Origin of the sequence: Streptomyces sp. NPDC003077, assembly GCF_040611095.1 — a bacterium.
Lineage (GTDB): Bacteria > Actinomycetota > Actinomycetes > Streptomycetales > Streptomycetaceae > Streptomyces.
The window spans coordinates 1-25,489 of the sequence record NZ_JBEXNM010000029.1; the positions used below are offsets into that span (position 1 = coordinate 1).

Annotated in this window: 21 protein-coding genes, 2 pseudogenes and 1 riboswitch; of the genes and pseudogenes, 10 read left to right on the plus strand and 13 right to left on the minus strand. The window is 72.4% G+C overall.

The annotated features are described in order from the left end of the window. Window positions 1-363: 363 nt before the first annotated feature. From ABZX96_RS20140 to ABZX96_RS20150, 3 genes are all read left to right on the plus strand, one after another. On the plus strand, window positions 364-1,170 hold the full coding sequence (locus ABZX96_RS20140) for a hypothetical protein (RefSeq protein ID WP_355546223.1): 807 nt from the start codon (window positions 364-366) through the stop codon (window positions 1,168-1,170). Between the two features lie 5 nt (window positions 1,171-1,175). Continuing rightward, window positions 1,176-1,790, plus strand: a complete 615-nt coding sequence (locus tag ABZX96_RS20145; protein ID WP_355546225.1) for a hypothetical protein — start codon at window positions 1,176-1,178, stop codon at window positions 1,788-1,790. 310 nt (window positions 1,791-2,100) lie between these two features. Then, on the plus strand, window positions 2,101-2,517 hold the full coding sequence (locus ABZX96_RS20150) for a MerR family transcriptional regulator (RefSeq protein WP_355546227.1): 417 nt from the start codon (window positions 2,101-2,103) through the stop codon (window positions 2,515-2,517). Here the strand turns inward: ABZX96_RS20150 and proP are convergent. The 3 genes and pseudogenes from proP to ABZX96_RS20165 form a co-directional block, all read right to left on the minus strand. Then, window positions 2,504-3,991, minus strand: coding sequence for a glycine betaine/L-proline transporter ProP (proP, locus tag ABZX96_RS20155; protein WP_355546229.1), 1,488 nt, complete (start codon window positions 3,989-3,991; stop codon window positions 2,504-2,506). The genes ABZX96_RS20150 and proP overlap by 14 nt on opposite strands. A gap of 421 nt (window positions 3,992-4,412) precedes the next feature. Further along, the gene (locus ABZX96_RS20160; protein ID WP_355546231.1) at window positions 4,413-5,516 is read right to left on the minus strand and encodes a CU044_5270 family protein; all 1,104 of its coding nucleotides are present in this window, start codon (window positions 5,514-5,516) and stop codon (window positions 4,413-4,415) included. Between the two features lie 263 nt (window positions 5,517-5,779). Then, window positions 5,780-6,277 (minus strand): annotated as a pseudogene (locus ABZX96_RS20165) (sigma-70 family RNA polymerase sigma factor); the annotation flags it as partial. 119 nt (window positions 6,278-6,396) lie between these two features. Between ABZX96_RS20165 and ctaD the strand changes: the two are divergent. Further along, a pseudogene (ctaD, locus tag ABZX96_RS20170) lies at window positions 6,397-8,016 on the plus strand (cytochrome c oxidase subunit I); the annotation flags it as partial. Further along, window positions 8,013-8,360 carry a hypothetical protein gene (locus tag ABZX96_RS20175; protein WP_355546233.1) on the plus strand — a complete coding sequence of 116 codons (348 nt, stop codon included), beginning with the start codon at window positions 8,013-8,015 and terminating at the stop codon, window positions 8,358-8,360. The pseudogene ctaD and the gene ABZX96_RS20175, both read left to right, overlap by 4 nt. Window positions 8,361-8,531: 171 nt before the next feature. Here ABZX96_RS20175 and ABZX96_RS20180 read toward each other — a convergent pair whose 3' ends face one another. The 3 genes from ABZX96_RS20180 to ABZX96_RS20190 all read right to left on the minus strand — a co-directional run bounded on the left by ABZX96_RS20180 (window position 8,532) and on the right by ABZX96_RS20190 (window position 10,816). After that, the gene (locus tag ABZX96_RS20180) at window positions 8,532-9,212 is read right to left on the minus strand and encodes a hypothetical protein (protein WP_355546235.1); all 681 of its coding nucleotides are present in this window, start codon (window positions 9,210-9,212) and stop codon (window positions 8,532-8,534) included. A 217-nt stretch (window positions 9,213-9,429) separates the two neighbouring features. Further along, window positions 9,430-10,116: a DUF6114 domain-containing protein gene (locus ABZX96_RS20185; RefSeq protein ID WP_355546237.1), complete on the minus strand. Its 687-nt coding sequence runs from the start codon at window positions 10,114-10,116 to the stop codon at window positions 9,430-9,432. A 79-nt stretch (window positions 10,117-10,195) separates the two neighbouring features. Beyond that, entirely contained in the window at window positions 10,196-10,816 is a 621-nt protein-coding gene (locus ABZX96_RS20190) for a DUF6230 family protein (RefSeq protein WP_355546239.1), read from the minus strand. Between the two features lie 814 nt (window positions 10,817-11,630). On the opposite strand from ABZX96_RS20190, the gene ABZX96_RS20195 reads away from it, so the two are divergent. Then, window positions 11,631-11,807: a hypothetical protein gene (locus ABZX96_RS20195; RefSeq protein WP_355546241.1), complete on the plus strand. Its 177-nt coding sequence runs from the start codon at window positions 11,631-11,633 to the stop codon at window positions 11,805-11,807. Between the two features lies 1 nt (window position 11,808). Continuing rightward, window positions 11,809-12,360, plus strand: a complete 552-nt coding sequence (locus tag ABZX96_RS20200; RefSeq protein WP_355546243.1) for a YdeI/OmpD-associated family protein — start codon at window positions 11,809-11,811, stop codon at window positions 12,358-12,360. 224 nt (window positions 12,361-12,584) lie between these two features. Here ABZX96_RS20200 and ABZX96_RS20205 read toward each other — a convergent pair whose 3' ends face one another. After that, window positions 12,585-13,817 (minus strand): cytochrome P450, encoded by a 1,233-nt coding sequence (locus ABZX96_RS20205; protein WP_355546245.1) that lies wholly within the window; start codon window positions 13,815-13,817, stop codon window positions 12,585-12,587. Window positions 13,818-14,100: 283 nt separating this feature from the next. On the opposite strand from ABZX96_RS20205, the gene ABZX96_RS20210 reads away from it, so the two are divergent. Further along, window positions 14,101-14,655, plus strand: a complete 555-nt coding sequence (locus ABZX96_RS20210; RefSeq protein WP_355546247.1) for a DinB family protein — start codon at window positions 14,101-14,103, stop codon at window positions 14,653-14,655. Between the two features lie 579 nt (window positions 14,656-15,234). Continuing rightward, window positions 15,235-16,728, plus strand: a complete 1,494-nt coding sequence (locus ABZX96_RS20215) for an alpha/beta hydrolase (RefSeq protein WP_355546249.1) — start codon at window positions 15,235-15,237, stop codon at window positions 16,726-16,728. A gap of 313 nt (window positions 16,729-17,041) precedes the next feature. Here ABZX96_RS20215 and ABZX96_RS20220 read toward each other — a convergent pair whose 3' ends face one another. Next, the gene (locus tag ABZX96_RS20220; RefSeq protein WP_355546369.1) at window positions 17,042-17,500 is read right to left on the minus strand and encodes a transglycosylase SLT domain-containing protein; all 459 of its coding nucleotides are present in this window, start codon (window positions 17,498-17,500) and stop codon (window positions 17,042-17,044) included. A gap of 354 nt (window positions 17,501-17,854) precedes the next feature. Here ABZX96_RS20220 and ABZX96_RS20225 point away from each other — a divergent pair, with 354 nt between their 5' ends. Continuing rightward, entirely contained in the window at window positions 17,855-18,304 is a 450-nt protein-coding gene (locus ABZX96_RS20225) for a GNAT family N-acetyltransferase (protein WP_355546251.1), read from the plus strand. Here ABZX96_RS20225 and ABZX96_RS20230 read toward each other — a convergent pair. The 5 genes from ABZX96_RS20230 to ABZX96_RS20250 are packed head-to-tail and all read right to left on the minus strand — an operon-like array spanning window position 18,264 to window position 24,686. After that, a complete protein-coding gene (locus tag ABZX96_RS20230; RefSeq protein ID WP_355546253.1) occupies window positions 18,264-19,262 on the minus strand; it encodes an ECF transporter S component in 999 nt (332 codons plus the stop codon). The genes ABZX96_RS20225 and ABZX96_RS20230 overlap by 41 nt on opposite strands. A gap of 26 nt (window positions 19,263-19,288) precedes the next feature. Then, window positions 19,289-21,193: an ATP-binding cassette domain-containing protein gene (locus ABZX96_RS20235; RefSeq protein ID WP_355546255.1), complete on the minus strand. Its 1,905-nt coding sequence runs from the start codon at window positions 21,191-21,193 to the stop codon at window positions 19,289-19,291. Window positions 21,194-21,205: 12 nt separating this feature from the next. Next, window positions 21,206-22,609 carry a CbiQ family ECF transporter T component gene (locus ABZX96_RS20240; protein ID WP_355546257.1) on the minus strand — a complete coding sequence of 468 codons (1,404 nt, stop codon included), beginning with the start codon at window positions 22,607-22,609 and terminating at the stop codon, window positions 21,206-21,208. Between the two features lie 38 nt (window positions 22,610-22,647). Continuing rightward, window positions 22,648-23,403 (minus strand): SCO2322 family protein, encoded by a 756-nt coding sequence (locus ABZX96_RS20245; RefSeq protein ID WP_355546259.1) that lies wholly within the window; start codon window positions 23,401-23,403, stop codon window positions 22,648-22,650. Beyond that, a complete protein-coding gene (locus tag ABZX96_RS20250) occupies window positions 23,403-24,686 on the minus strand; it encodes a prenyltransferase/squalene oxidase repeat-containing protein (RefSeq protein WP_355546261.1) in 1,284 nt (427 codons plus the stop codon). Before ABZX96_RS20250 ends, ABZX96_RS20245 begins: the two co-directional genes overlap by 1 nt. A 181-nt stretch (window positions 24,687-24,867) precedes the next feature. Continuing rightward, a riboswitch (cobalamin riboswitch) is annotated at window positions 24,868-25,021 on the minus strand. Window positions 25,022-25,489: the final 468 nt, after the last annotated feature.

Consider the following 25,489-nt stretch of genomic DNA (forward strand, 5'->3'; position numbering starts at 1 on the left):
GAGGCGTCCGAGAGACCGCCTCGTCCGGACGGGATCTCCGAGAGACCGCTTCCCCCGGCGGACGGCCCGGTCCTCCGCCGTCGTGTCCTCTTCGCGCACCGCGCCTCCCCCATGCCTCACCCGTGCCTCGTCCGTAACCCTCGGCTCCGACGGCGAGAGCTTATTGATCTTCGTGCGGGCGCGCCCCTCTGCCGATCGGCGGAGCCGGACCGGTGGGGAGCGCGGGGATCTGCCGATCGGCGGATGTCCGCGGCACACCGCCGCGGCGGAAGCTGATCACGGAGCCGGTCAGGGAGCTGATCGGCCGTGATCCGAACACGGCGGCGCGCCTGGAAGGCGTCGCCTCCGGAATGGGAGTTCGTCATGTCTCGATCGCCTCGTACGCGCCGTGCGGCCCTCGCCACCGTGGCCGCGACCACCGTCCTGGCGGCCCTCGGCGGGTTCACCGCCACGGCCGGTGCCGCCGACGGCGCGGTTGAACGGCCCCGTCTCTCCGCCTCGGCGCACACCCCCGCGGGAAACGGCGTGGAGACCGTACGGAGCGGGAAGGGAGGGAAAGGCGCGGCCAAGGAGTCGAGCCTGACCGGGTCCGCCAAGATGTACCGGGAGGACGGGCAGCGCGTCCGGTTCTCCTTCGACGCCCACGGCTTCGCGCCCAAGGACCCCGAGCCCGGAACCCCGCCCGGCACCTCGCGCGGCACCTTCCGCTTCAGCCACTTCACGGCGGACGGCAAGCAGGGCGCGCACTTCGAGGGCCGCATCGACTGCCTGCTCACCGGGGGCCCCGTCGCCACGGCCACCGGTGTCATCCTCCGGTCCGACCACCCCGACCGCCGCGTGATAGGCAAGCGCGTCGGATTCACCGTCTACGACAACGGCAAGCACGACCGCCTCGGTTACAGCTGGGCGGTGGACGCCATCCCCACGATGAACGTGCCGAAGTGCCTGAGCGCCGCTCCGTACGAGACGGTGGAGAGCGGTGACTTCACGGTGCGTCACGTCATGCCGACGAACGAGGATGCCGGGAAGAGCGCCGAGAAGAACGCTGGGAAGAGCGCTGGGAAGAGCGCCGGGAAGAACGCCGTCCAGGGCGAGCACGCCGCAGGTGACGAGCGCGCGGTGAAGAACGGGCGCATGCCCGCCGACGGGCTGGAAGGGCACCGGAAGTGAGCAGCGTGACGACGCGGACGGTCAGGGCCGGGCGGGTCACCCGGGAGCCAACCCCGGGGGACGCGTACGCGCGCCGGGCGAACGGGGACGGGGCGCCGCCGCGCTGGGTGGTGCGGGCGGCCCATTTGGCGGCGCTCACTCCGCTGCCGTCCAGCCTGTGGCGGATCGCCGGGGCGGTCGGCGTCCCACTCGGCTTCACCGGGGATTCCGACCTCGCCCACGTCCGGTTCGGCAGTCCGTTCTCGCTCTACATGATCGCGTTGAGTCTGCTGGCCGACGGGCTGGGGCTGCTGACGCTGGGTCTCGTACGGCGCTGGGGCGAGGTGGTGCCGCGTTGGCTGCCGCTGATCGGCGGGCGCCGCGTACCGCCGTGGGCGGCCGTGGTCCCGGCCGGGCTCGGCGCGGCGGTTCTCACTTTCATGGGCGCGGCGGGCGTCTTCGGATGGAACGACCCGGGGAACATGGGCGCCCCGACGTCGCCCACGGGCACGGCCTACTGGGTCATGACGGCCTGTTACGCCCCACTGGTGGCCTGGGGGCCACTGCTCGGGATCGTGACCGTCGCGTACGGCGTGCGGCGCCGGGCGGCCGACGGCCGGAAGCCGGCTCCGGCGTGGTGAGCCGGACACGCTGAAGGTGCCGGGTCCTCGGGAAGAGGGCCCGGCACACCGTGCGTTCGGTCCCGAGCGGTCCGGGGGGAGGGAAGATCGGCGCCCGTCGGCTCATCACGCGCGCATCCCAGAGACGGGACGCCGGGCCGGACGCGAATGGCCGGACGGGAATCGCCGGATGGGAACGGCCGGACGGGAATCGCCGGACCGGGAGGAGGCGTTGCGCTGACGCGGGGCTGGTCCGTCGCGCGGAGGTTCGTCCGTCGCCGTCACCGCCCCAGAGAACAGAACAGAAGCAACGGGATACGAGGTCGACCGCATGCGGATCGGGGAGTTGGCGGAGCGGACGGGTACGTCGCGGCGGCTGTTGCGGTACTACGAGGAGCAAGGGCTGATCGCCGCGAGTCGGTCGGCGAACGGGTACCGGGAGTACGACGAGCGGTTCGTGGACCGGGTGTTGCAGATCAGGGGGCTGCTCGATGCCGGGCTGCCCACGCGGATCATCCGGCAGATCCTGCCCTGCCTCGACAAGCCGCGGGTCATCCACTTCTCCGACGCGACGCCGGAGATGATCGCCACGCTGGAGCAGGAACGCGACCGTATGACCGAACGGGTGGAGTGCCTGATCCGCAACCGGGACGCCATCGCCGAGTACCTGGATACGGTGCGCGGCGGCCTCCGTTCGGAGACCGCCGCCGAAACACCTGCGAGACCCGCGGTGGCTATCGCTTCGTGACGCGCGTCAGTTCGCGGGCCTCCGCCTCGGTCGCCACCGCCGGGGGCGAGCCGGGGAGCGGCTTGCGGGCGCTCTCGGACATCAGGAAGACGGCGATGCCGCCGACGATAGCCGCGGCCATCATGTAGTAGGCGGGCATCATGCGGTTGCCCGTGGCGCCGATCAGCGCGGTCACCACCAGCGGGGTCGTTCCGCCGAAGATGGACACGGAGACGTTGAAGGCGATCGAAAGCGATCCGTAACGGACCTTCGTCGGGAACAGGGCGGGCAGCGTGGACGGCATGGTGGAGGTGAAGCACACCAGCAGCAGTCCGAGCGCGGCCATGCCCAGCCCGATCGCCGCCAGCGAACCCTGACGGATCAGCAGCAGCGCGGGCACCGACAGCACCAGGAAACCGGCGCAGCCGGCGGCGATGACCGGGCGGCGGCCGAAGCGGTCGCTGAGCCGGCCGGCGAAGGGCTGCACGCACATCATCAGCACCATGACCGCCAGGACGACGAGCAGGCCGTGCGTCTCGTCGTACTTCAGCTCCGAGGTCAGGTAGCTCGGCATGTACGACAGGAGCATGTAGTCGGTGACGTTGAAGACGAGCACCAGGCCGACGCACAGCAGCATCGCCCGCCACTGACCGAAGATCATCTCGCGGACGCCGATCCGCTTCTCGGCCGCGCGCCGCTCCTTCTCCTGCGTCCGCGCCTCCTTCTCCATCTGCGCGAACGCCGGGGTCTCCTCCAGGCGCATCCGCAGGTAGAGGCCGATGATGCCCATCGGGCCCGCGATCAGGAACGGGATGCGCCAGCCCCAGGAGACCAGGTCGTCCGCGCTGAGCAGCCAGGTCATCAGCGTCACCAGGCCGGCGCCGCCGACGTAACCGGCCAGCGTGCCGAACTCCAGCCAGCTCCCGAAGAAGCCGCGCTTCTTGTCCGGCGCGTACTCGGCGATGAAGGTGGACGCGCCCCCGTACTCACCACCGGTCGAGAAGCCCTGCACGAGGCGGGCGACCAGCAGGAGGACGGGCGCCCAGACGCCGATGGTGGCGTAGGAGGGGATCAGGCCGATCGCGAAGGTGCCCGCCGCCATCATGATCATCGTGATGGCGAGGATCTTCTGCCGGCCGATGCGGTCGCCGAGCGGGCCGAAGACCATGCCGCCGATGGGGCGGACCAGGAACGCCGCGGCGAAGGCGCCGAACGTCGACAGCAACTGCGCGGTGTCGTTCCCGGACGGGAAGAAGACCTTGCCGAGCGTGACCGCGATGTAGCTGTAGACACCGAAGTCGAACCACTCCATCGCGTTGCCGAGCGCCGCCGCCGACACCGCGCGCTTGGCCATCGCCGGGTCGACGACGGTGACGTCACGCCGGTCCGCTCCTGCGGCCTCGCCGGACGCTGGGGCCGGGACGGGGGTGGGTGCGGAGGATGGTGCGGGGTCGTGGGTACGGGGTCTGGGGGCAACGGTCGATGGCGTCGGCACGTGCTCGCTCGCCTGCGCTCTCTGGGACGACTACAGGGTCACCACCCGCCATGGCGCGACGGGCGAATATCGACCATAGGGGCAGACTTGGGCATTACGGACAGTGCATGACTGACCGCGCACGAGGGCTTCTACCCGCTCTCCGCTGGGCAAACGTGCTTTCGCAAATAAATCTTCGTCAGGTGTGTTTGTGATCCTTATCGCGAAGATCCACCGGAACTGGGGGGTGTTTTGTGGTGTGGGTCACGTGTGTGTGGTCTGAGTGCCCACCGTTTTCGGTGACGGGTGACGGGTGACGGGTGACGGATGACGGATGACGGGTGAGGGGTGAGGGGTGAGGGGTGATGGTGACGGGCGGCCCGGAGGCTGAAGTCCCGGAGGCTGGGGTCCCGGGGGCTGGGGGCCCGGGCCGCCCCTCGCGTCACGTCATCCACGCCTCGTACGACAGCACCTGGCCCGCCTTGATCTTGAAGTCGGGCACGTCCTTGGTGAAGGTCGTCTCCAGGCCGAGCACCCGGCCGTCGTCCGGATCGAGGATGATCATGCTGCGGGTCGCATCCCCGGCGTCGTCCGGGCCGTCGTAGACGTACGCCTGCCCCTTGCGGCCGAGGCGGTCGGTCACCGCGCCCGCCGGGCGCAGACCGTCGGCGCCGAGCAGCATCTTGACCACGGCGGCCGTCTGGCCGGGGCCCGGGGTCCAGTCCTGGAGGAAGGACGAGAGCGCCCGCAGGAGCTGGGGGGTGCGGGTGGTGTTTCCGTACAGGTCGCGCAGGAACCGGCGCAGTTCCTCGGGGTCGGACGGCGGGATCTCGCCGACCAGGCCGTGGTGACCGGAGGTGCCGGGCGGATAGTCCTGGCGGCGCAGGACCTTGCCGTCGTTGACCGTGCGCCAGGGGCCGTGGTCGTCGTTGATCACCGGGCGGCCGGGGTGCAGCGGGTCGGTGGCCACCACCATCTCCGAGCCGCTGCCGTCGGGGTTCCAGCGGCTGATCCGCTCCTCGGGGACGGTGACCGGCGCCGCCGCGTCGGGGCCCGTCTCCATGCTGAGCGACCAGGTCTGCAGATGGCTGCCCCGGTGCCCGCCGTACCGGCCGCCCTCGGCGTCGGCGATCGCCTGGGCCCGGCGGGCGACCACGTCCAGGGGGACGGCGGCGGACGCGGAGTAGGGGTGGAGCGGGGCGGGGGCGGCGATCGCCGACGTCCCGCCCGCCGGCGAGAAGACGAGGACGAGCGCCGTGGCGGCGGCGACGGTGCCGACGGCGGCGCTCAGGATGAGGCGCCGCCGCCTCTTCGGGCGCTGCTTGCCGGGCTGGCTGTGCTGCTCGCTTGGTTCGCCGTGCTGCTTGCCGGGCTTGCCGTGCAGCAGCTCGCCATGCTGCTTGCCGGGCTTGCCGTGCGGCAGCTCGCCGTGCAGCAGGTCGTTCAGCCGCCGTTCGGCGCGGGCGTCCAGCGGCCGGTCGCGCCAGGGGCCGGCGTCCGCCCGCACCGGGTCGGCCGCGCGCAGCAGGTCGAGTTCGTCGGTCATCGCCGCATCCCCTTGTCGTTGCCGGTGGTGAGGGTGGTGAGGTGGGTGGGGGAAGGGGTGGCCGTGGCGGGAATCGGGGGAGTGGGGGTGGTCCTGGTGGCGGCCCGGCGGATGGCGCGGGTGACCGGGGTGGGGGTGGGGGCGCCGGTCGGGGTGCCGGGCGGGGCGGACGCGGCGCGGGCCCGGCGGGCGGTCGGGCGCCCGGCCGCCTCGGGGGGTTCCTTCTTCCTTGTGCCTGCTTCAGGCCCCGTTCCCGTCGTCGTCCGCATCCGGTCGATCTCCGCGCGCAGGCGCTGCCGGGCGCGGTGCAGCCGCATCGCCGCCGCGCTGCGGCTGCAGCCGAGGGCGACGGCCAGCTCGTCGAGGGTCAGCTCCTCCCAGGCCGTCAGGCGCAGCGCCTCTTGGTCGGTGGGGGAGAGGCGGGCCAGCGCTTCATGCACCCAGGAGCCGGGGCGCTCCGCGTCGGGGGAGGCGACCGTGCGGGGGCCGGCGGTGGCCTCCTGGTGGCCGAGCCGGAGCAGCAGGCGGCGGTAGCGGCCCAGGCCGCGCACCGTGTTGTTCAGGCAGTTCCGGGCGACCCCGTACAGCCACGGCAGCGGGGACTCGGGCAGCTCGGCGCGGCGTCTCCAGGCTATGGAGAAGACCTCCGCGACCACTTCTTCGACCTCGTGTGCCTGGCCGTCCAGTCTGCGGGCCACGAAGCGGCTGACCGCCCAGTAGTGCGCGCGATAGGCATCGGCGAAGGCGTCGTCCGTGCTCATGACTCGTTGGTGTCCGGCATACCGGGGATCTTCACACCCCGTCGCGGTGAGGTTCGTGACAGGGCTTGCCTGTGACGTTCCGGGGCGCTCCCGGACACGTACGGGGCATGAGGCTCCCTGTGAAGTGGCTGACGACCACCGACCACAAGACGATCGGCACGCTCTATCTGGTCACCGCGTTCGGATTCTTCTGCCTGGGCGGGCTGATGGCCCTGCTGATGCGCGCCGAGCTGGCGCGCCCGGGTACGCAGATCATGTCGAACGAGCAGTTCAACCAGGCGTTCACGATGCACGGCACGATCATGCTGCTGATGTTCGCGACGCCGCTGTTCTCCGGTTTCGCGAACTGGATCATGCCGCTCCAGATCGGCGCGCCGGATGTCGCCTTTCCCCGGCTCAACATGTTCGCCTATTGGCTCTATCTCTTCGGTTCGCTGATCGCGGTCGGTGGATTCCTGACACCGCAGGGCGCGGCGAGTTTCGGCTGGTTCGCCTACGCGCCGCTTTCCGGCGCCACGTATTCGCCGAGCATCGGCGCGGATATGTGGATCATGGGTCTGGCCTTCTCCGGCTTCGGCACGATCCTCGGCGCGGTCAATTTCATCACCACCATCATCTGCATGCGCGCGCCGGGCATGACGATGTTCCGGATGCCGATCTTCACCTGGAACGTGCTGCTGACCGGTGTGCTGGTCCTGCTGGCCTTCCCCGTGCTGGCCGCCGCGCTGTTCGCGCTGGAGGTGGACCGCAAATTCGGGGCGCACATCTTCGACGCCGCCAATGGTGGCGCTTTCCTGTGGCAGCACCTGTTCTGGTTCTTCGGGCACCCAGAGGTCTACATCATCGCGCTGCCGTTCTTCGGCATCATCTCCGAGGTCATCCCGGTCTTCTCGCGCAAGCCCATGTTCGGCTACTTCGGTCTGATCGCGGCGACGATCGCGATCGCGGGCCTGTCGGTGACGGTGTGGGCGCACCACATGTACGTCACGGGCGGCGTGCTGCTGCCGTTCTTCTCCTTCATGACGTTCCTGATCGCGGTGCCGACGGGCGTGAAGTTCTTCAACTGGCTCGGCACGATGTGGAAGGGCTCACTCTCCTTCGAGACGCCGATGCTCTGGGCGGTCGGCTTCCTGATCACCTTCGTCTTCGGCGGCCTGACGGGTGTCATCCTGGCCTCGCCGCCGCTGGACTTCCACGTTTCCGACTCGTACTTCGTGGTGGCGCACTTCCACTACGTCATTTTCGGCACGGTCGTCTTCGCGATGTTCTCCGGCTTCCATTTCTGGTGGCCGAAGTTCACCGGCAAGATGCTGGACGAGCGGCTCGGCAAAATCACCTTCTGGACGCTGTTCGTCGGATTCCACGGCACCTTCCTCGTCCAGCACTGGCTGGGTGCCGAGGGAATGCAGCGGCGCATCTCCGACTACCTGGACGCCGACGGCATCACGGCCCTGAACACCGTTTCCACGATCTTCTCCTTCCTCCTCGGCCTGTCGATCCTGCCGTTCCTCTACAACGTCTGGAAGACCGCCAAATACGGTGAGAAAATCGAGGCCGACGACCCGTGGGGCTACGGCCGTTCGCTGGAGTGGGCGACCTCCTGCCCGCCGCCGCGGCACAACTTCACCTCGCTGCCGCGCATCCGCTCCGAATCCCCGGCGTTCGACCTGCACCACCCCGACATCGCGCAGGAAGTCCACGCACTGGAGCAGGACGACAAGAAGGGCGCCCTCGTATGAGCGGTGGGACGAGCACGGCCCGGGCGATCAACGAGATCGAGGGATACCTGCTGTGGGAGGCCGAGAAGGAAAAGGTCCGGGCCCGCGCCCGCGACTTCAGCTCCGGCATGCCCTGGCTCACCGACTCCCAGCGGGAGGAGGTCGAGCGCCACTACGCGCGGGACCAGCTTGAGGTGTCCCGCTCCTACCTGCGGCGCATCGCCTCCCGCAGCGGGGAACTGCGCACGGAGTACGAGGAGGTCTACCGCTTCCTGCGCCGCCGCCTGATCGCCGCGTGCCTGGGCACGGTGGCCCTCGTGGTGCTCGTCGCTACGACGGTGGCCGTCGTCCTCGGTGGTGGATGAGGATGACGGTCGCCTTTGGTGGTGGATGAGGACGACGGTCGCCCTTGGTGGTGGATGAGGACGACGGCGGGGGCCGGGTCCGGTCCGGGTGGTCTCCCCTAGGGGGCGGCCCGGACCGGACCGGGCGCGGGATCGGCTTCCGAAGTGAGCTTCTGACGTGAGCTTCCGGCATCAGCCCCCGACGGTGATCTGGGACGCCGGGTCGGTGGTGTCGACGACCTGGTAGGTCGCGTTGAAGGTGGAGGTCGTGGCGCTCGTCGGGCAACCGAAGCCGCCCACCACCTTCACCGGCACCGACACATTGGTGAACTTGAGGGTGGACGGCGCGCCGTTGGTCCACGTACCGGTCGCGGTGGACGGCGAGGCGGTCACGGTGCAGGACGCCAGACCACTGGTCTTGACGACGAACCCGCCGGGCCCGAAGGACAGGGACCCGGTGGTCGGCGCGCCGTTCTGCATGGCGACGGTCCAGGGGGAACCCGTGGTGTCAACGGTGGCGCTGACGCCCGGCATGCTCGTGGAGCAGTTGGTGTAGGTCGGCGAGCTGATGCCGTTGCTGACCGCTCCGTCCGGGTTGTGGTTGTCCGGCGCCGCTGGGACTTTCCCGGACGCCTTGGAGACGGAGCAGGTGACGGTTACGGGACCGGCCTTGAACGTGGCCTTGGTGCCGCTGACCAGCGTGGCTTCGTACGAGTGACCGGCCGGGGCCACGGTGGTGGACCCCGCGGCGGGGGCCGGGGCCGGCTGGGCGGCGGTGGCCGAACCCGGAACGGCGAGCGACAACGCCGCGATCGCCAGGACTCCCGTGCCGGTGGCGAGCAGAGCGCGCGTGCGCGAGGCAGGATGCGTCATCTCGGATCTCTCCTTCTGCGATGCGAGTGCTTCTGCGGATGCGGATGCGGGTGCTTGCGCGGATCGGTGCGGTGGAAGCGCGGCGGGTGCGGTCGCTGCGTGGGTGGGTGCGCGCGGTGAGGACGGGCGGCGGTCACCGGACGTGCGCCAGGCGCTGTGGGCCGTGGGCCGTCCGGCGTAGGCCGTGCGCCAGGGTCCGTCCGGCATCGGCCGCCGGTCAGGTGGAGGTCGCGCCGGACGTGTCCTGCACGGTCGGGCCGGCCGCCTCCGGCGTGCTGGGACGCGGCTGCCAGGCGAAGATCAGGGCGCCGCCGATGATGCCGATGACGGTGCCGAACAGGAAGCCGCCGAGGTTGGACATGACCAGGGCCGCCATGGCCAGGAGCACGGTGACGACCCCCGCCAGTCCCCGGTAGTGCGGGGCGAACCACGCGGCCAGGCCCATCACGATCATCACCACGCCCACCAGGATGGACGGGATGCCGGCGATGCCCTGCTGGAGCATGACCTTCAGCGGAGCCAGCGGGATGGCGCAGATCTCGGCCCCGGCGACGCTGGCCGCCAGCCCGCCCCAGAAGGGTCGCCCCTTGCGCCATCGCCGCCACCGGGCCCACGGGCCCAGGCGGGTCTGGTTCTCCGTGCCGGACGTGCCGGACGTATCGGGTGTGCCGAGCGTGCCGGATGTACCGGGTGTGCCGGATGTACCGGGTGTGCCGGGCCCGGGGCGGGTTTCCGGCGCGCCCACCGAGGGGTCCTCCGTGCCCGGCGACCGGCTCTCCAAGGGGAGGGTGTCCTCGGAGTCGGAGGGGACCCCCTTGGGGAAGTCGTCCCCGGGGAGTGCGGGGGCGGCGGCCAGGTGGTTGTTCGCCCGGCGGCCCGGACGGTTCTCCGTACGGCGCTTCATACGGACGTCTCCCTGGGCATCCCCACGGCTCCGTGGAGGGCTCTGCGCGTGGCGGTCCGGGTCGGCGGCGGCCGTCATGTCAGAAGCATTCCTTCTTGCCCTTGGAGATGTTCATGCTCAGCCCGGTCAGCTTGAAGGTCCCGGCGTTGGTGGCCCAGGCCGTCTGCTTGACGTTGGTGATCACCGTGTCGTCGGCCTGCTGGGAGAACATGTCCTGCATGCCCTGGGCGCTGTCGGGGCCCTTGTCCAGCGTGGAGGCGTCGCGGCCGATCTCGATGTTGTTGAAGGACGCGTTGCCGGAGAGCTGGGTGGCGTCCACGAAGAGGTTGGTGGCCTCGACGGGCTTGCCGCCCTTGCCCGCGGTGAGGTTGAGCGAGATGTCACCGAGGACGGGCAGGCTGGTCACGACGGACTGGCACAGGTTGTGCAGTTCCGCCTTCTTGAACGCGGTGATGGCGACGGGCAGCAGGTCTCCCCGGGCATTGGTGTCCACGCCGCCGTACTGGGCGAAGCCCTCGCCCACAAGCCGCGAGGTGGAGACCTTGAACTGCTGGCCCGACACCGCGAACGACGCCGCCAGGGCGCCGTTGGCCAGGGCGATGCCGAGCGCCGCCGTGCCCGCGAGCGCGGGGACGGACAGTACGGCGAACTTCCGCCAACTGACACGCCCCGTCACATGTCTTCCGTGTGCGTCCTTCATGAGTGAGTCCCCTTCGTAAGCGGTGGGTCGCGCTGTCGACATGGGTGGGGGGAGTGTGGACATGAGGTGTTGCTACGGGGTGCGGGCGCCGGCCCCGGTGCCGGGGTGCCGAGGCCGACGGATCCGCTGCGTTCAGGTGCGCGGTGCGGCGGTGCGGGTGCGCGGTGCGGCGGTGCAGGGATGCGGTGAATTGCGCGAGTGAGCGGTGCCGTGCGTGAAGGTGCGGCGAAGTGCGTGCGCGCTTGTGGGGGAAGTGTGGGGGAACGTGCGCGCAAAGTGCGACTCCGCGATGAGCGGTGTGGGACGGTGCGCGATTGTGCCGAACTGCCAAGTGTTACTGGCGAGTTGACTTTAAGTCTGCCAGTGGCTGTTGGCAAGGACGGTGAAGCAGTGGTTTTGAGACGGCCGAGTGTCGACGGTGCGGGAACAGGGTGGAAGTAGCAGGTCACAACCTTGTGGGGCGCGTCGTACGGATCACCGCGCGGGTGCGGGAGGCGCCCTGGTTCGTCCGGAGGCGAGGGCTCCGTCCGGACGCGAGGACTCCGACCGGACGCGAGGACTCCGACCGGACGGAGGGGCATTCGTTGCGGCGCAAGGCCCGATTCGGTGGCCCGTCGGACTTGCCGCCGTCTGCGGTCTGGTCGTCTGCGGCTTTGTTGTTTTCGGCCTCGTCGTCTGCGGCCTCGTCGTTGTCTGTCGCTGCCGTCGTCTGCGGCCTCGTCGCCGGGCGGTGGCGGTGGCATCGTGGAACGGGCGCTGGGACGAGCCCACGACGGGGAACTGGGACGATCCCACGGCGGGGAGGGGGCGCGCGGTGAGCCTGCGAGGTTTCGGCACGATCGGCTGCCGGGCGGACGACGTGGCCGCAGCCGGGGCCTGGTACGCGGAGTTCCTGGGCGTGGAGCCCTCCTCCGAAGGTCCGGGACCGGGCGGGTGCCTGGCTTGCGCCGAGCCCTGCCTCGAAGTCCTCGCGGCCGGCCGGCGGCCGTAGCGTGGACGTGCTGGCGTTCCGCGACGCCGCCGCATGGGAGTCCTGGCTGCGGGCGCGGCACGCGGACCGGACGGAGGCCTGGCTGCGGATCGCCAAGCGGCACACGCGGATCGCCCTGCCCACGATCGGGGAAGCGCTCGACGTCGCCCTGTGTTACGGCTGGATCGACGGACAGCGCAAGGCGTACGACGCGGACTCCTACCTCCAGCGCTATGCGCCGCGCCGCCCGGGCAGTGCGTGGTCGCGGATCAACGTGGCGAAGGCGGAGGCGCTCATGGCGGCCGGCCGGATGAGCCCGCCCGGATACGCGCAGGTCGAGGCCGCCCGCGCGGACGGCCGGTGGGACGCGGCGTACGCGCCGCAGCGCACCGCCACGGTCCCGCCCGACCTCGCCGAGGCGCTGGCCGGCGACCCCCGCGCCCGCGCGGCCTTCGAGCGCCTCGGCCGCTCCGACCGGTACGCCGTGATCCTGCCCCTCCTCCGGGCCCGGACCCCGGAGGCCCGCGCGAGGCTCCTGGCCCGGGCGATCGCCAGACTGGCGGGTGGGGAGTAGGGCGGGCGGGCGTCCGTCACGGTGCCTTTGCCGAGGGCTTCCGCTGGACGCCTACACCGCGGGGGGACGCCTTCGCGGCCACGCGCCTCGTCACCGCATGACCACGCCGACCACCAACGGCGCGCCCGACCGGCTACCCGTACCGGACCGCCAACGGCGCGTCGACCACCAACGGCGCGCCCGATCCGCTGCCCATACCGAACCCCAACGGCGCGCCCGACCCGCTATCCGTACCGGACCTGCAACTCCTTCACCCCGTTCAGCCAGGACGACCGCAGGCGGCGCGGCGGGCCGGCGAGGGAGATGTCCGGGAGGGCGTCCGCGATGGCGCCGAAGATGAGGTCGATCTCCAGGACGGCCAGGGACTTTCCGAGGCAGAAGTGCGGACCGCCGCCGCCGAAGCCGAGGTGCGGGTTGGGGTCGCGGGTGATGTCGAAGTCCTCGGGGCGGTCGAAGACCTCGGGGTCGTGGTTGGCCGAGGCGTAGAACAGGCCGACCCGGTCACCCTTGCGGATGTGCGCGCCGCCGAGCGTGGTGTCCTGGGTGGCGGTGCGCTGGAAGGACACCACGGGCGTCGCCCAGCGGACGATCTCCTCGGCTGCCGTCTTGGGCCGCTCGCGTTTGAAGAGTTCCCACTGGTCGGGGTGGGTGAGGAAGGCGTGCATGCCGTGCGTGATGGCGTTGCGGGTGGTCTCGTTGCCCGCGACGGCCAGCAGGAGGACGAAGAACCCGAACTCGTCGGGCCGCAGGTTGCCCTCGTCCTCCGCCGCGACGAGCCGGGTGACGATGTCCTGGGCGGGGCACCCCTTGCGCGCCGTGGCCAGCGACATGGCGTACGAGATCAGCTCCACGGAGGCCTCGGCGCCGGCTTCCTCGGTGAGGGCCAGTTCCGGGTCCTCGTAACCGATCATCCGGTTCGACCAGTGGAAGATACGGGCGCGGTCCTCCTGGGGGATGCCGATCAGTTCGGCGATCGCCTGGAGCGGCAGTTCGGCGGCGATATCCGTGACGAAGTTCCCGGTGCCGCCGTCCCGCGCCGCGGCCACGATCCGGGTCGCCCGCTCGCGCAGGGCGCCCTCCAGCGCACGGATCGCCCGCGGGGTGAAACCGCGCTGCACGATCTGGCGGACGCGGGTGTGCTCGGGCGGGTCCATGTTGAGCATGATCAGGCGCTGTACCTCGATCTGGTCGCGCGGTGTGCCCGGGGAGAACCGGATGATCGAGGTGTTCTGACTGGCCGAGAATATGTCGGGCTTGGTGGACACCTCCTTGACGTCCTCATGGCGGGTCACGGCCCAGTAGCCCTCGTCGTCGAACCCGGCGGCGTCGCGCGGCTGGGCGATCCAGCTGACGGGAGCCGAGCGCCGCAACTGGGCGAACTCCGGCAAGGGAACGCGGCTTTCGTAGACATCGGGGTTCGTGGGGTCGAACCCGTCCGAGAGGGCGGGGCAGGGCATCGGCGACTCCAGGTCCGGCCGGGTCCGGGGAGTGCGGGCGGTCCGGACGGCCGGTCGCGATCGGCATGACCCCTGACGCGGCATCAGGTGCGGGTACGGCGTGACCGTAATGAGAAGTGCCTCCGGAAGGCAAGGGGCCGCAGGTCGCGGGGCGTTGGGGTACGGATGGGGCGTGTCCGGCGGAGGTGGGAGCGGGAGCCCGCGCGGACGGTGGGAAGGGTGCTGACCTGGGGTGATGGGCGGGTGCCGGGGCGTTGTCAGTGGTGGCTGCCACACTCGGCGCATGAGTGAATCGACTGCTGTTCCATCGGCCAACCTGGCGCCGAAATGGCCCGGGGACACCCGGGAGGCGCTTCCCCGCGTGGGGGACGAGCGCACGATCCTGACCGGCTATCTCGACTGGCAGCGCGCCACGTTCGAGCTGAAGTGCTCCGGCCTGTCGCCCGAGCAGCTCTCGCGGCGCGCCGTCGATCCCTCCAGGATGAGCCTGCACGGCCTGATCCGCCACCTCGCCGGCGTCGAGCGGTGGTGGTTCCGCGTGCAGTTCGCAGGCGAGAAGCTGCCGCTCCTCTACTACACGGACGACGACCCCGACCAGGACTTCGAGAAGCTCGACGGGGACCCTCAGGAGGCGCTCGCGGTCTGGCGTGAGGAGTGCGCGCGGTCCCGCGAAATCGTCGCGAACGCCCCTTCGTTGGATGCCACGGGCGTGCACGCGGCATCGGGTGAGCCGATCTCGCTGCGCCGGATAGTGGTCGGCCTGATAGGGGAGTACGCCCGTCACAACGGCCACGCGGACCTGCTGCGGGAGCGGACCGATGGGGTCACGGGGTTCTGAGGGGGGATGGGGTCACGGGGTTCTGAGGGGGGATGGGGTCACGGGGTTCTGAGGAGGTGGTGGACTCGCTGACTCGTGTGGAGTTGAGGGTGGGGTGGCCGACTCGGTGATGCCCGTCCGCTGAGTCGGTGCTCGTGCCGGTGGGCCGGTGGGCCGGTGCTCGTGCCGCTGGGGAGCCGGGAGGGGGAATACCCGCGCCGCCGAGGGGGATCGGGAGCGGTGATTCCTGTGCTGCCGTTGGGGGCCGGAGGCGATGAGGGCCGTTCCGCCGCCGAAGGGTTCTCCCCCGGTTGCGGGTGCGGCTTTCCGCAGGTGGAAGCGGAGGGGATCCGCATTACGGGGCGGCGGCTCGCGTCCTACGTTTCTACAGGCGGTCACCGAGGCGGCCGAACGGCACCGGTGACGGCACTGCTGACGGCCGCGCGGCACTGTGACGCGCAGGTCGCGCGGCGCTGCGGCGCGGCACTGCGACGCGCAGGCGATCAGCGCCAGGGGGACACCGCCGAGCACCACCGGGGCGTCCGCGACGGTTGTGAGCGACGGACGTGGGCGACGGACGAGGACAGGACGAGGCGAGGCATGAACGAGCACCGGAACGAGCACCGGAACGAGCACGGGGATGAGCGCGTGGAGGGGCAGGGGGACGAGCGCGGGGACGAGCACGTGAACAGGGCGCGGCAGCAGGCGCGTGGCGAGCGCGCCCCCTCCCGGCGGAGGCGGAGGGGAAGGGGGATGCGTACGGGCATGGCCGCCACTGCCGCCGTGCTGCTGGCGGCCTTGACCGCCGCACCCGCGGTGGCGGTGGGGGCTTCGGCGACCGCTCCGGCCGTCCAAGGCGCCATACCGGCCGGCCACGGGCCCACAGTGACCAGCCACAGCGCCACACCGATCGTCCAAGGCGCCACACCGGCCGTCCACAGCGCCACAGTGACCAGCCGTGGCGCCGCGCGCGCCGACCACGGGCGCGGGACGCTGGTGTCCGTCGTACCGCTCGGTCACGTGAGTCGGGCGCGGATCGTCGAGCAGGCGCGGGAGGCCGGGTTCGACGGGGAGGCGGCGCGGCACGACGTCGCCGACTACCGGCTGACGTACCGCACCGTCACGCCCGAGGGGCGGCCGACCACCGCGTCCGGGCTGCTGGTCCTTCCGGAGGGCGGGGCCCGGCGGCTGCCCACTGTGGTGCACGCCCACGGCACGCTGTCCTATCGCGGGTACGCGCCCTCGGTCGCGGACGACAGTCCGGACCGGGCGGCGACCCAGTTGTTCGCGTCGCTGGGACGGGTGGGCGTGGCTCCCGACTACCTCGGTCTCGGTACGGGGCCGGGGCGGCACCTGTACATGGACGCGTGGTCGTCGTCGGCGGCGTCCCTGGACGTGCTGCGTGCGGCACGTTCGGCGGTCCGGGCCCTGGGCCGGTCGATGGACGGCCGGGTGGGGGTGACCGGGTTCTCGCAGGGCGGTCAGGTGGCCATGGCCCTGAGCCGCGAGCTGGCCGGAGGCGTGGACCCGCGCTTCCGGCTGCGGGCGCTGGCACCGGTCTCCGGTCCCTACGACCTGGAGGGCAGCACCCTGCCCGGGATGTTCGACGGGCGCGTCGCCCCGGACGCCGCCGTCTACTACGTGTCCTACTACCTCACCGCGCAGAACCGGCGGTACCCGCTGTACAAGGACCCGCACGACGTCTTCCGGGCCCCGTACGCCGACCGCGTCGAGACCCTCTTCGACGGCGAGCACCCGGCGGAGGACGTGGAGGGGAAGCTGCCCGGCTCGCTCAAGGAATTGCTGACCGACACCTGGCACGAGAAGCTGCGGCACCCGTCGGGGCTGTTCCGGAAGGTGATACGCGCCAGTGGCGGCACATGCGACTGGGCCCCGGAGCCGGATGTCCCCACCACGCTCTACACGGCGACGGGTGACACGCACGTCCCCGTCGCCAACACCCGGGCGTGCGTTCGCTCGCTGGCGAAGTACGGCGCCCGGGCCACGGTGATCGACCAGGGTGCGAAGACCGGCCACTTCGGCACGTGGCAGCGCTCGGTGCCGGACATAGCCCGCTCGCTCCCCGCCGGCTGAGGACCGTTCCCCGCTGCGTCTGAGGACCGTTCCCCGCTGCGGGCTGAAGGTGCCCCCGTTACCGGCTGAGGGCGGACCCCGCCTCCGGACGCGGAGACCCTCGCCGCCGGACGCGGAGAACCCCGGGGCCGGTGTTCCGTGCCCCGGGGTTCCCGGTTGCTCCCGGGTCCCTTCAGGAGAGGGACCCGCGGTGTGCGGCTTGTCCTCTGCTCGGCCGCGTGACCGACCTGCTGGTTCGGTCCTGCCGCCGGTCTGGCCTGCCGATCCGGCCTTGCTGCTTCTTCCGGCTGTCCGGCCATCCGACCCGGCCGGGTCAGTACGAGCCGTGGGCCTGCCAGAAGTTCCAGGCGGCGCAGGGGCTGCCGTAGCGGGAGTTCATGTAGTCCAGGCCCCACTTGGCCTGGGTGGTCGGGTTGGTCTTCCAGTCGGAGCCGGCCGAGGCCATCTTGCCCGCGGGCAGCGCCTGGACCAGGCCGTAGGCACCGCTGGAGGGGTTGGTGGCGGTCGGGTTCCAGCCGCTCTCATGCTCAACGATCTTGCTGAAGCACTCGAACTGCGCCGGGTCCTTGACCACCTTCCGCACCGCGGCCTTCACGTCGCCGCCCGACTTCGCGGCGGCCTGGCCGGTGCCGTGGGCCGAGGCGTGGCTCGCGGGGGCGGGCGCCGTGTGGCTCGTGGCGGCCTGGCTCGGCGTGGCGGAGAACGCCACGGCGGCGGAGGCGCTCAGCGCGACGGTGCCGGCCGCGATGACAGCCTTCTTGCCGAGGGGCATGCGGCGGGTGATCGTGGACACGCTCGTACGCACGAAGGACAGCCTTCCGTGGGGGACAAGGGAGATCGCCGGGCTGCGGAGGACACACGCTGCTCGCGGCGACGTCATCCAACATGAGCGGTGGCTCCCGGAGGCGACAAGAGCCCTCCCGCCACGCCCTCCACTAGTGGTGCTCGCACGTGGGTGATCGTCCCGTCCGAGTGATCCCCGGACAACGGGGCCGAACGCGGGGCGGAGGCTACGAAGGGGAGTCGTATGTGACGCGGGTCATGTGGGCCGCCTCACGCTTGCGTAATAGGTTTGGCCCGTTGGCGATCATTACATGACTGTCGTTGGCGGGGCAGGGAAAGCGCGATGATCAAGCGGGCTGCGGGGCGGGACGCGGGGCGTCTGACGGCGATGGTGCGGGGCTCGCGGGCGTACGAGGGCCCGTACGCGCCCATGGTGGCGGACTACCTGGTGACGGCCGACTACATAGAGCGGCACCGCGTCTTCCTGGCCACCGACGACACTGCGGATGACGGTGACCGGCTGCTCGGCTTCTACGCCCTCGTCCTGGACCCGCCGGAGCTGGACCTGATGTTCGTGGCCGACCACGCCCAGGGCTCCGGCCTGGGGCGGCGGCTGGTCGAGCACATGAAGGGGGAGGCGCGCGCGGCGGGGCTGGAGCGGGTCAAGGTGGTCTCGCACCCGCCCGTGGAGGGGTTCTACCGCAGTGTGGGCGCGGAGCGGGTGGGCACCGTCCCGGCCGTCCTGCCGAAGATCAACTGGGAGCGCCCGGAGCTGGCCTTCCCGATCCGGTAGGACCGGGGGCCGGGCCGCCTGGGCCGCCTGGGCCGCTCGTGCGGGGGCGGGCGGCGGGAGAGGAGCCGGCCACCGGCCCCGGCTTCCCGGCCACCTGCCCTGGCCCGTCAGCCGCCGTCCCCTGTCCCGGCCCCCCGGGTTCCACGAAAGACACCGGGACCTCGAAAGCGGCGCGGCGGGTGGCGCGGCGGAGGGCCTTGAGGACGGTGCCGCCGAGGGTGAGCGTGAGGACGACCGTGACGAGGGCGCGGGGGAGGTCCCAGCCCAGTGAGGTGGCGAGGCAGTAGGCGAGGAAGCGGGCCAGGTTCTCGTGCAGCGGGTCGCCGGGGACGAACGAGACGCCCGAGCCCATGCCGCCGATGTACGGCCACCCCTGGAGGTTCATGATCAGTCCGTACAGGACGGAGGACACCGCCCCGTAGGCGGCCAGCATCACCAGCTCGCGCGGGCCGCGCAGCCGCTCCGGTCCCGGCAGCAGCCCCGCCCCCATCGCCACCCAGCCCATGGACAGCATCTGGAACGGCATCCACGGCCCGACGCCCCCGGTCAGCAGCGCGGACGCGAACATCGCCACCGAGCCCAGGACGAACCCGAAGCCGGGCCCCAGCACCCGCCCCGCCAGCACCATCAGGAAGAACATCGGCTCGATACCCGCCGTGCCCGCGCCGAGCGGGCGCATCGCGGCGCCCGCGGCGGCCAGGACGCCGAGCATGGCGATGGCCTTCGCGTCCAGGCCGGTGTCCGCGACCGTCGCCACGACCACGGCCAGCAGCAGCGGCAGCAGCGCCGCGAACAGCCAGGGCGCGTCCTTGGAGTGCGCCAGCCCGGACGCGGAGTCGGCCAGCAGCGGCCACCCGAAGGCCATCACGCCGATCACCGAGACCAGGACGAGCGCGGCGACCGAGTGGGGCCCCAGCCGCACGGCGCGCACCTTGCCGCGAGGCGGGAGGTTACCCATAGCGTTTCCGCCGTCTACTCGGCCGTTCACGCCGTCTCTCCCAGGGTGCGCGCGACCTGCGGCACGGTGAGCCACGGCAGCGGCGCCAGAACCTTGGCGACCTGCGGCGCGAAGGAGGGCGACGACACCACGACCTCGGCGGTGGGGCCGTCGGCGACGACCTCGCCGTCGGCCAGGATGACGACCCGGTGGGCCAGCTCGGCGGCCAGTTCCACGTCGTGGGTGGCCAGGACGATGGCGTGGCCCTCGGCGGCCAGGCCGCGCAGCAGCTCGACGAGCCGGGCCTTGGCGGCGTAGTCCAGGCCGCGCGTGGGCTCGTCCAGAAGCAGCAGCGGCGGCCGGGCCGTGAGCACCACGGCCAGCGCCAGTGCCAGCCGCTGGCCCTCGGACAGGTCGCGCGGGTGCGTGGCGTCCGCGACGTCCGGCAGCAACGAGGTGACCAGCGTCCGGCAGCTACCGGGCGCGGCGTCCGCGTCCTGGTCGGCGGCGGCGCACTCGGCGGCGACGGTGTCCGCGTACAGCAGGTCGCGCGGCTCCTGCGGCACCAGGCCGACGTGCCTCAGGAGGGCGCGCGGGCTCGTGCGGTGCGGTGCGGCCCCGCCGACCCGCACCGCACCGGCGGCGGGTTCGTGCATGCCGACCAGCGTCGTCAGCAAGGTGGACTTGCCCGCGCCGTTGCGCCCCATGAGGGCGACGGTCTCGCCGGCCCGCACGGTCAGGTCCACGTGCCGGAGGGCGTCGATGCGGCCCCGGCGGATGGACAGCCCGGCGGCTTCCGCGACGACGGGATCGGTGGGTCCTGGCTGCCCGGCCGGGTGGGACGCTGGGCCCTCGCCCGTGCCCTTGCCCGCGCCAAGCGCGTCACCCGCGTCTCCCGCTGCGCCCCCGCGTCCCAACCACGTCCGTCGGCGTGCGCCCGTCCCCGTGCCCGTGCCCGTCCCTGTTCCCGTCCCCGGTGCGGCGGTCCGCCGACCGAACCTCCCCCTGCGGACGAAGCCCGGCTCCACTCCGTCCTCGGGCGCGGCGCCTCCGCGCCCCGCCCCCGTCTCGTCGGGACCCCGATCGCCGACCCCCCGCGCCTGGGCACCGTGTGCCGCGAGCGCGGGCCGTTCCCGCCCCGCCAGCCGCTCCCGCAGGGAGGCGGCCCGGCGCCGGGCGTCGCGGACCGTCAGGGGCAGGGGCGACCAGCCGGCCAGCTTGCCCAGGGCGACGACCGGCGGGTGCACGGGGGAGACGGCCATGATCTCGGCGGGGGTGCCGATGACGGGGGCCGCGCCGGGGGCGGGGAGCAGGATGACCTGGTCCGCGTACTGGACGACGCGCTCCAGCCGGTGTTCGGCGAGCAGGACCGTGGTTCCGAGGTCGTGTACGAGGCGCTGGAGCACCGCGAGCACCTCCTCGGCGGCGGCCGGGTCGAGCGCCGAGGTCGGCTCGTCCAGGACCAGCACCTTGGGGTGGGTGGTGAGCACCGAGCCGATCGCCACCCGCTGCCGCTGCCCGCCCGAGAGCGTGGCGATGGCACGGTCCCGCAGGTCGGCCAGGCCCAGCAGGTCGAGCGTCTCCTCGACCCGCCGCCGCATCACCTCGGGCGCCAGCCCCAGCGACTCCATGCCGTACGCGAGCTCGTCCTCGACGATGTCGGTGACGAAGTGGGCCAGCGGGTCCTGACCCACGGTGCCGACCACGTCGGCCAGCTCACGCGGCCGGTGCGTGCGGGTGTCCCGCCCGTCGACGGTGACGCGGCCGTGCAGGGTGCCCCCGGTGAAGTGCGGTACGAGGCCGCTGACGGCGTTGAGCACGGTGGATTTGCCGACACCGGACGGCCCGACGAGGAGGCACAGCTCCCCTTCGGGAACGGTCAGGTCGATGCCCCGTACGGCGGGCGCCTCGGCGTCGCCGTAGGTGACCGAGACCTGCTCGAACCGGATCACTGGGTGGCTCCTTCAGGGACGACGGAACGGGGGTTTCGGCGCGGCCGGGGGCTTCGGCGCGGACAGGGGCTCGGAGGGTGCGGCCGGGGGTTCGGAGGACGCGGCCGGGGGTTCGGAGGACGAGGCCGGGGGCTCAACGGGTGCGGCCGGGGGCTCAACGGGTGGGGCCGGGGACCTCAAGGCGGCGCCCGAGGCAGACGGGACACGCCGACGACTACCGGCCGCGCTCCTGGAACCGGCCGCGCGCCCAGGACCATCCGCCTCAGCAGCCACCGTCGTCACCGGCGCCGGCGCCACGAAGCCCGGCAGCAGCCCGAGAAGAACCGCTGCGGCCGGCCACAAAGGCAGATCCGGCGTCGTCAACGGAACGGCCGGCGGATGCAGCGCCTCGGGCGCGGACGAGGCGGCCCAGATCATCAGCGCCGCGACCCCGACACCCGAGCCCGCGATCAGCCAGGCCCGCGGCCCCCACCGGTCGGGCCGGTAGCGGGTCCGCACCGAACGCCGGCCGCCCAGCCACAGCCCGCCCAGCGCCGCCGCCAGCCCGGCGAGCAGCAGCGGCAGCCCGTAACCGGCGCCCGTCTCGGCGAGCAGCCCGTACGTACCGGCGCAGACACCGAGCAGGCCGCCCAGGGTGAGCGCCGTGGTGGTGTGCCGGACGGCGGGCGGCACCGCCGCGGTGCGCCCGTACCCGCGGGCGTCCATCGCCGCGGCCAGCGCCACCGAGCGCTCCAGCGCGCCTTCCAGCACCGGCAGGCCCACCTGGAGGAGCGCGGTGAACCCCCGGTCGCGGCGTCCCCGCAGCCGGCGCGCGGCGCGCAGCCGCTGCACGTCCGCGACCAGGTGCGGCGCGAAGGTCATGGCCACGACGACCGCGACCCCCGCCTCGTACAGGGCGCCCGGCAGCGACTTGAGCAGCCGCGCCGGGTTGGCCAGCGCGTTGGCCGCGCCGACGCAGATCAGCAGGGTGGCCAGCTTGAGCCCGTCGTACAGGGCGAAGACCAGCCCCTCGGCGGTCACCCGGCCGCCGATCCGCACGCCCTTCGCCCACTCGGGCAGCGGCACCTCCGGGAGGGTGACCAGGGTGTGTGTCCCGGGGATCGGGGAGCCGAGGAAGAAGGCGAAGACCAGCCGGATGCCGATCACCACCAGCCCCAGCTTGACGAAGGCCCCGTACGAACGGGCCCAGGGCGCGTCCGTACGGCGGGCCGCGACCACGTAACCCGCGACGCCGATGAGCAGGGCGAGCAGCAGCGGGTTGGTAGTGCGCGAGGCGGCGGTCGCCAGGCCCAGCGCCCACACCCACCACGCGCCGGCGTGCACCGCGTTGGCGCGGGTCGCCTGCGGCGCGCCGCGCGACGGGCGGGCGCCCCGCCGTGCCGTGCCGCGCGACGGGCGGGCGCCGCGCCGTGCCATGTCGCGTGACGGGCGGGCGCCCCGCCGTACCGTGCCGGTCATCCGCGGCGGCGGCGCGCCTGCCACAGGGCCGCCGCTCCCAGGACCACGACGGCGGCGATGCCGCCGATCAGACCGGCGGAGGGTCCGCCACCGTCCGCGTCCGATGTATCGCCGGACGGGGACGCGGACGTGGACGGGGCGGCCGATCCGTTCCCGGCCCCGTTCCCAGAAGCCTCCGCCTTGTCCGCGCAGCCCGTCCGGGGGTAGCCGGCGATGGCGCACAGCAGCGCGGCGGAGTTGTACCGCAGCGGTTTGGCGACCGTGGCCAGCGCGTCGGCGGCCGAGGCGTCCGGCGCCACCCGCGCGCATTCCTTACGGGCCGGAGGCGGCGTCTCGCCCTTGGGCGCGTCGACGGCCGTACCGAAGTCGAGGACGAGCGCGACCCGCTTGCGGCCCTCCTGGGCGGGCGTCCCGGCGCAGATCGCGCCGAAGTCGGCCGCGGCCCGGGGCTTGCCGGTGGCCGTCGCGTCGGCGCCCACGGTGAAGCGGAACCCGGCCACGTCACCGTCGGCCGGGCGCGCGGTGGCCGGGCCCTCGGTCGCGTACGACCAGGCGCCGTCCTTCGCGTCCCAGAAGGACCAGTAGCGGTACTCCGCCGCCTGGGCGGGCCCGGCGGCGGCCAGGCCCAGGGCCGGAACGGCCAGGGCGCCGGCCAGCGCGAGGCTGCCGAGGCGGCGGGCGCGCCGGGGAGGTGCCGTCAGCACGGGTTCGTCGTCTTCCCGTGCGTCACGGCTGGTGCTTTTTCCTGCCATCAGAGCTGGTTCTTCTTCCGGCGACCGCTCAGCAGGAAGCCCGCGCCCACGCTCGCGACAAAGAAGACGCCGACGATCCACCACGTGACCGTGCCGCTGTCGTCGTCCGTGCCGTCCTCGTCCCGCGCCTTCTCCGGGGAGTCGGTCGCGGCGGCGGGCTTCGGCCCGGTGGCGTTCAGCTTGGCCACGAGGTCGGTGCCGCCGAACGCGCGCGGGTCCGTCCCGGCGGCGTGCGCGGTCAGGACGAGCTGGGCGTACCCGGCCGGGCCGGTCTGCTGGGCCCAGGCCGCGCCGTTGTCCTGGAGCCACTTCAGCGGCTCCTGAAGGGCGGTGCGGTGGCCGCCGGCAGCGAGCGCGAGCACCGCGTCGGCGGTGTTGCCGGTGTCGGGCTGGCCCTCGGCGCCCGGCATCGCGGACATCAGGTGGTGGCCGTGCTCCTTCATGACGCGGACGAGGTGGTCCGCGGCGCCCTGTGCCGCCTGCTTCCCGTCCGGCTTGCCGCCGGGGGCCGGGCAGGTCAGGGGGGTGACCGGGGCGTCCGCGTCCTTGCCGGTCGGCGTGAGGAGGTAGCCCTTGCCGAGGGCGCCGAGCGCCGCGGCGGCGGTGGCGTCGTCGTTCGGGGCGAGCTTGCCGTCCTTGCCGGGCTGGAAGGCGAACGCGCCGCGCTCCCCGTCCTTCGCGTCACACCCGAGCTGGAGGCCGGCCAGCGCGTCGTACGGGTTCTTGCCGCCCTTCTTCGACGTGACCGCCTCCGGCTTCTCGCCCGCGGCGGCGAGCGCGCCGATCACCACGGACGTGGAGTTGGTGTCGCTGGGGGCGCCGGCCATCGAGCTCCACCCGCCGTCGTCCTGCTGCACCGACTTCAGCCAGGTCACGGCCTTCTTCACGGCGTCGTCGTGCCCGCCGATCGCGGCCAGCGCCTGCACGGCGACGGCCGTCTGGTTGGTGTCCCGCAGCGTCTTGCCGTCGCACGCCCTGACGGGCTCGGGGCGGAACGCGGTGAACGAGCCGTCGGCGCACTGCTGCCCGGTCAGCCAGTCGACGGCCGACCGCGCGGGGCGCTCCCCGACCGCGTCCTGCGCCAGCAGCGTCAGGGACTGCCGCCACACCCCGTCGTACTGCGGGTCCTTGTCGCCGTACAGGCCGTCGGGCAGCTTCGGTGACGCGGTGGCGGGCGCGGGCGAGTCGGCGGACGCGGCCGGCGCGCCGACCGCGCACAGCACGGCGGCGGTGGCCAGCGCGGCGGCGCCGCGGCGCGCCAGGGCGGCGAGGGAGGGGGCCATGGGGGCCATCGGGTCGGGTGCCTCTCGGGTGTCAGTTCACAGCGGGCGGTACGCGCCTCCGCGCTCGGTCGCCCGCCCGCGTCCCGACCCACGGGGTCGGTCACGGCGGCACCGGGCTCGGCCCCGCATACCTCGACGGTGCCGCCGCCGACCGGCCGCTTTCGCGGCACCCGGTGGCGGGAGCCTGGACCCGTGTCCCATCGGGTGCTCCGGCTCGCCCGGCCGGACGGCAACGACAAGATCGTTGGTGAACGGCCGCGCTCACGGTTGCGGGTCAGCGCCGGATTCGCACCGGCTTCCCCCGATCGGACACGGATGAAGTTGTCCACAACACCCTAACCGGACCGCTCCCCGGCGCCCCCTCCCCGGGCGGGGCCGGGCCGGAGGCGGGCCCGCCGTTTCCGGCCTGTCCGGGGTTTGTGGACGCCCCGGCGAGGGCGGGTGGCGGGAGTGTTCTGGGACCCGGTGAACGCCGGGGGCGTTGTCCTCAATCGCCGGACGGGCTTGATGGTGCCGGGTCCGCTCCCGCGCAGCCGTGACGGGTTTGATAGTGCCGGGGCCACCCCTCGTAGCCGGACGGGTGAAAGAGCGGGCTCTGTTCCGCGAGCTTGCCGCCCGCCCTCACGTGGTCGTGCTGGTGACGGCGCCGACGTTGCTTGGGATTCGCTCTGTGCCTACGTGGCTTGCCGATGGGGGGAGGCTGGAAATCAAGCCCGTCCGGCGTTTGAGGACAACGCCTCCGGCGTTCGCCGGGTTCAGAGATCGCCCGCCCCTTGCCCGTCGCGTCGGTGCTGGAAGCTGCG

Coding starts and splice junctions, on each gene's coding strand:
- ABZX96_RS20140 (WP_355546223.1), top strand. CDS start 364: ATGTCTCGATCGCCTCGTACGCGCCGTGCGGCCCTCGCCACCGTGGCC.
- ABZX96_RS20150 (WP_355546227.1), top strand. CDS start 2,101: ATGCGGATCGGGGAGTTGGCGGAGCGGACGGGTACGTCGCGGCGGCTG.
- ABZX96_RS20160 (WP_355546231.1), bottom strand. CDS start 5,516: ATGACCGACGAACTCGACCTGCTGCGCGCGGCCGACCCGGTGCGGGCG.
- ABZX96_RS20175 (WP_355546233.1), top strand. CDS start 8,013: ATGAGCGGTGGGACGAGCACGGCCCGGGCGATCAACGAGATCGAGGGA.
- ABZX96_RS20180 (WP_355546235.1), bottom strand. CDS start 9,212: ATGACGCATCCTGCCTCGCGCACGCGCGCTCTGCTCGCCACCGGCACG.
- ABZX96_RS20185 (WP_355546237.1), bottom strand. CDS start 10,116: ATGAAGCGCCGTACGGAGAACCGTCCGGGCCGCCGGGCGAACAACCAC.
- ABZX96_RS20190 (WP_355546239.1), bottom strand. CDS start 10,816: ATGAAGGACGCACACGGAAGACATGTGACGGGGCGTGTCAGTTGGCGG.
- ABZX96_RS20205 (WP_355546245.1), bottom strand. CDS start 13,817: ATGCCCTGCCCCGCCCTCTCGGACGGGTTCGACCCCACGAACCCCGAT.
- ABZX96_RS20210 (WP_355546247.1), top strand. CDS start 14,101: ATGAGTGAATCGACTGCTGTTCCATCGGCCAACCTGGCGCCGAAATGG.
- ABZX96_RS20215 (WP_355546249.1), top strand. CDS start 15,235: ATGAACGAGCACCGGAACGAGCACCGGAACGAGCACGGGGATGAGCGC.
- ABZX96_RS20220 (WP_355546369.1), bottom strand. CDS start 17,500: ATGCCCCTCGGCAAGAAGGCTGTCATCGCGGCCGGCACCGTCGCGCTG.
- ABZX96_RS20225 (WP_355546251.1), top strand. CDS start 17,855: ATGATCAAGCGGGCTGCGGGGCGGGACGCGGGGCGTCTGACGGCGATG.
- ABZX96_RS20230 (WP_355546253.1), bottom strand. CDS start 19,262: ATGGGTAACCTCCCGCCTCGCGGCAAGGTGCGCGCCGTGCGGCTGGGG.
- ABZX96_RS20240 (WP_355546257.1), bottom strand. CDS start 22,609: ATGGCACGGCGCGGCGCCCGCCCGTCGCGCGGCACGGCACGGCGGGGC.
- ABZX96_RS20245 (WP_355546259.1), bottom strand. CDS start 23,403: ATGGCAGGAAAAAGCACCAGCCGTGACGCACGGGAAGACGACGAACCC.
- ABZX96_RS20250 (WP_355546261.1), bottom strand. CDS start 24,686: ATGGCCCCCTCCCTCGCCGCCCTGGCGCGCCGCGGCGCCGCCGCGCTG.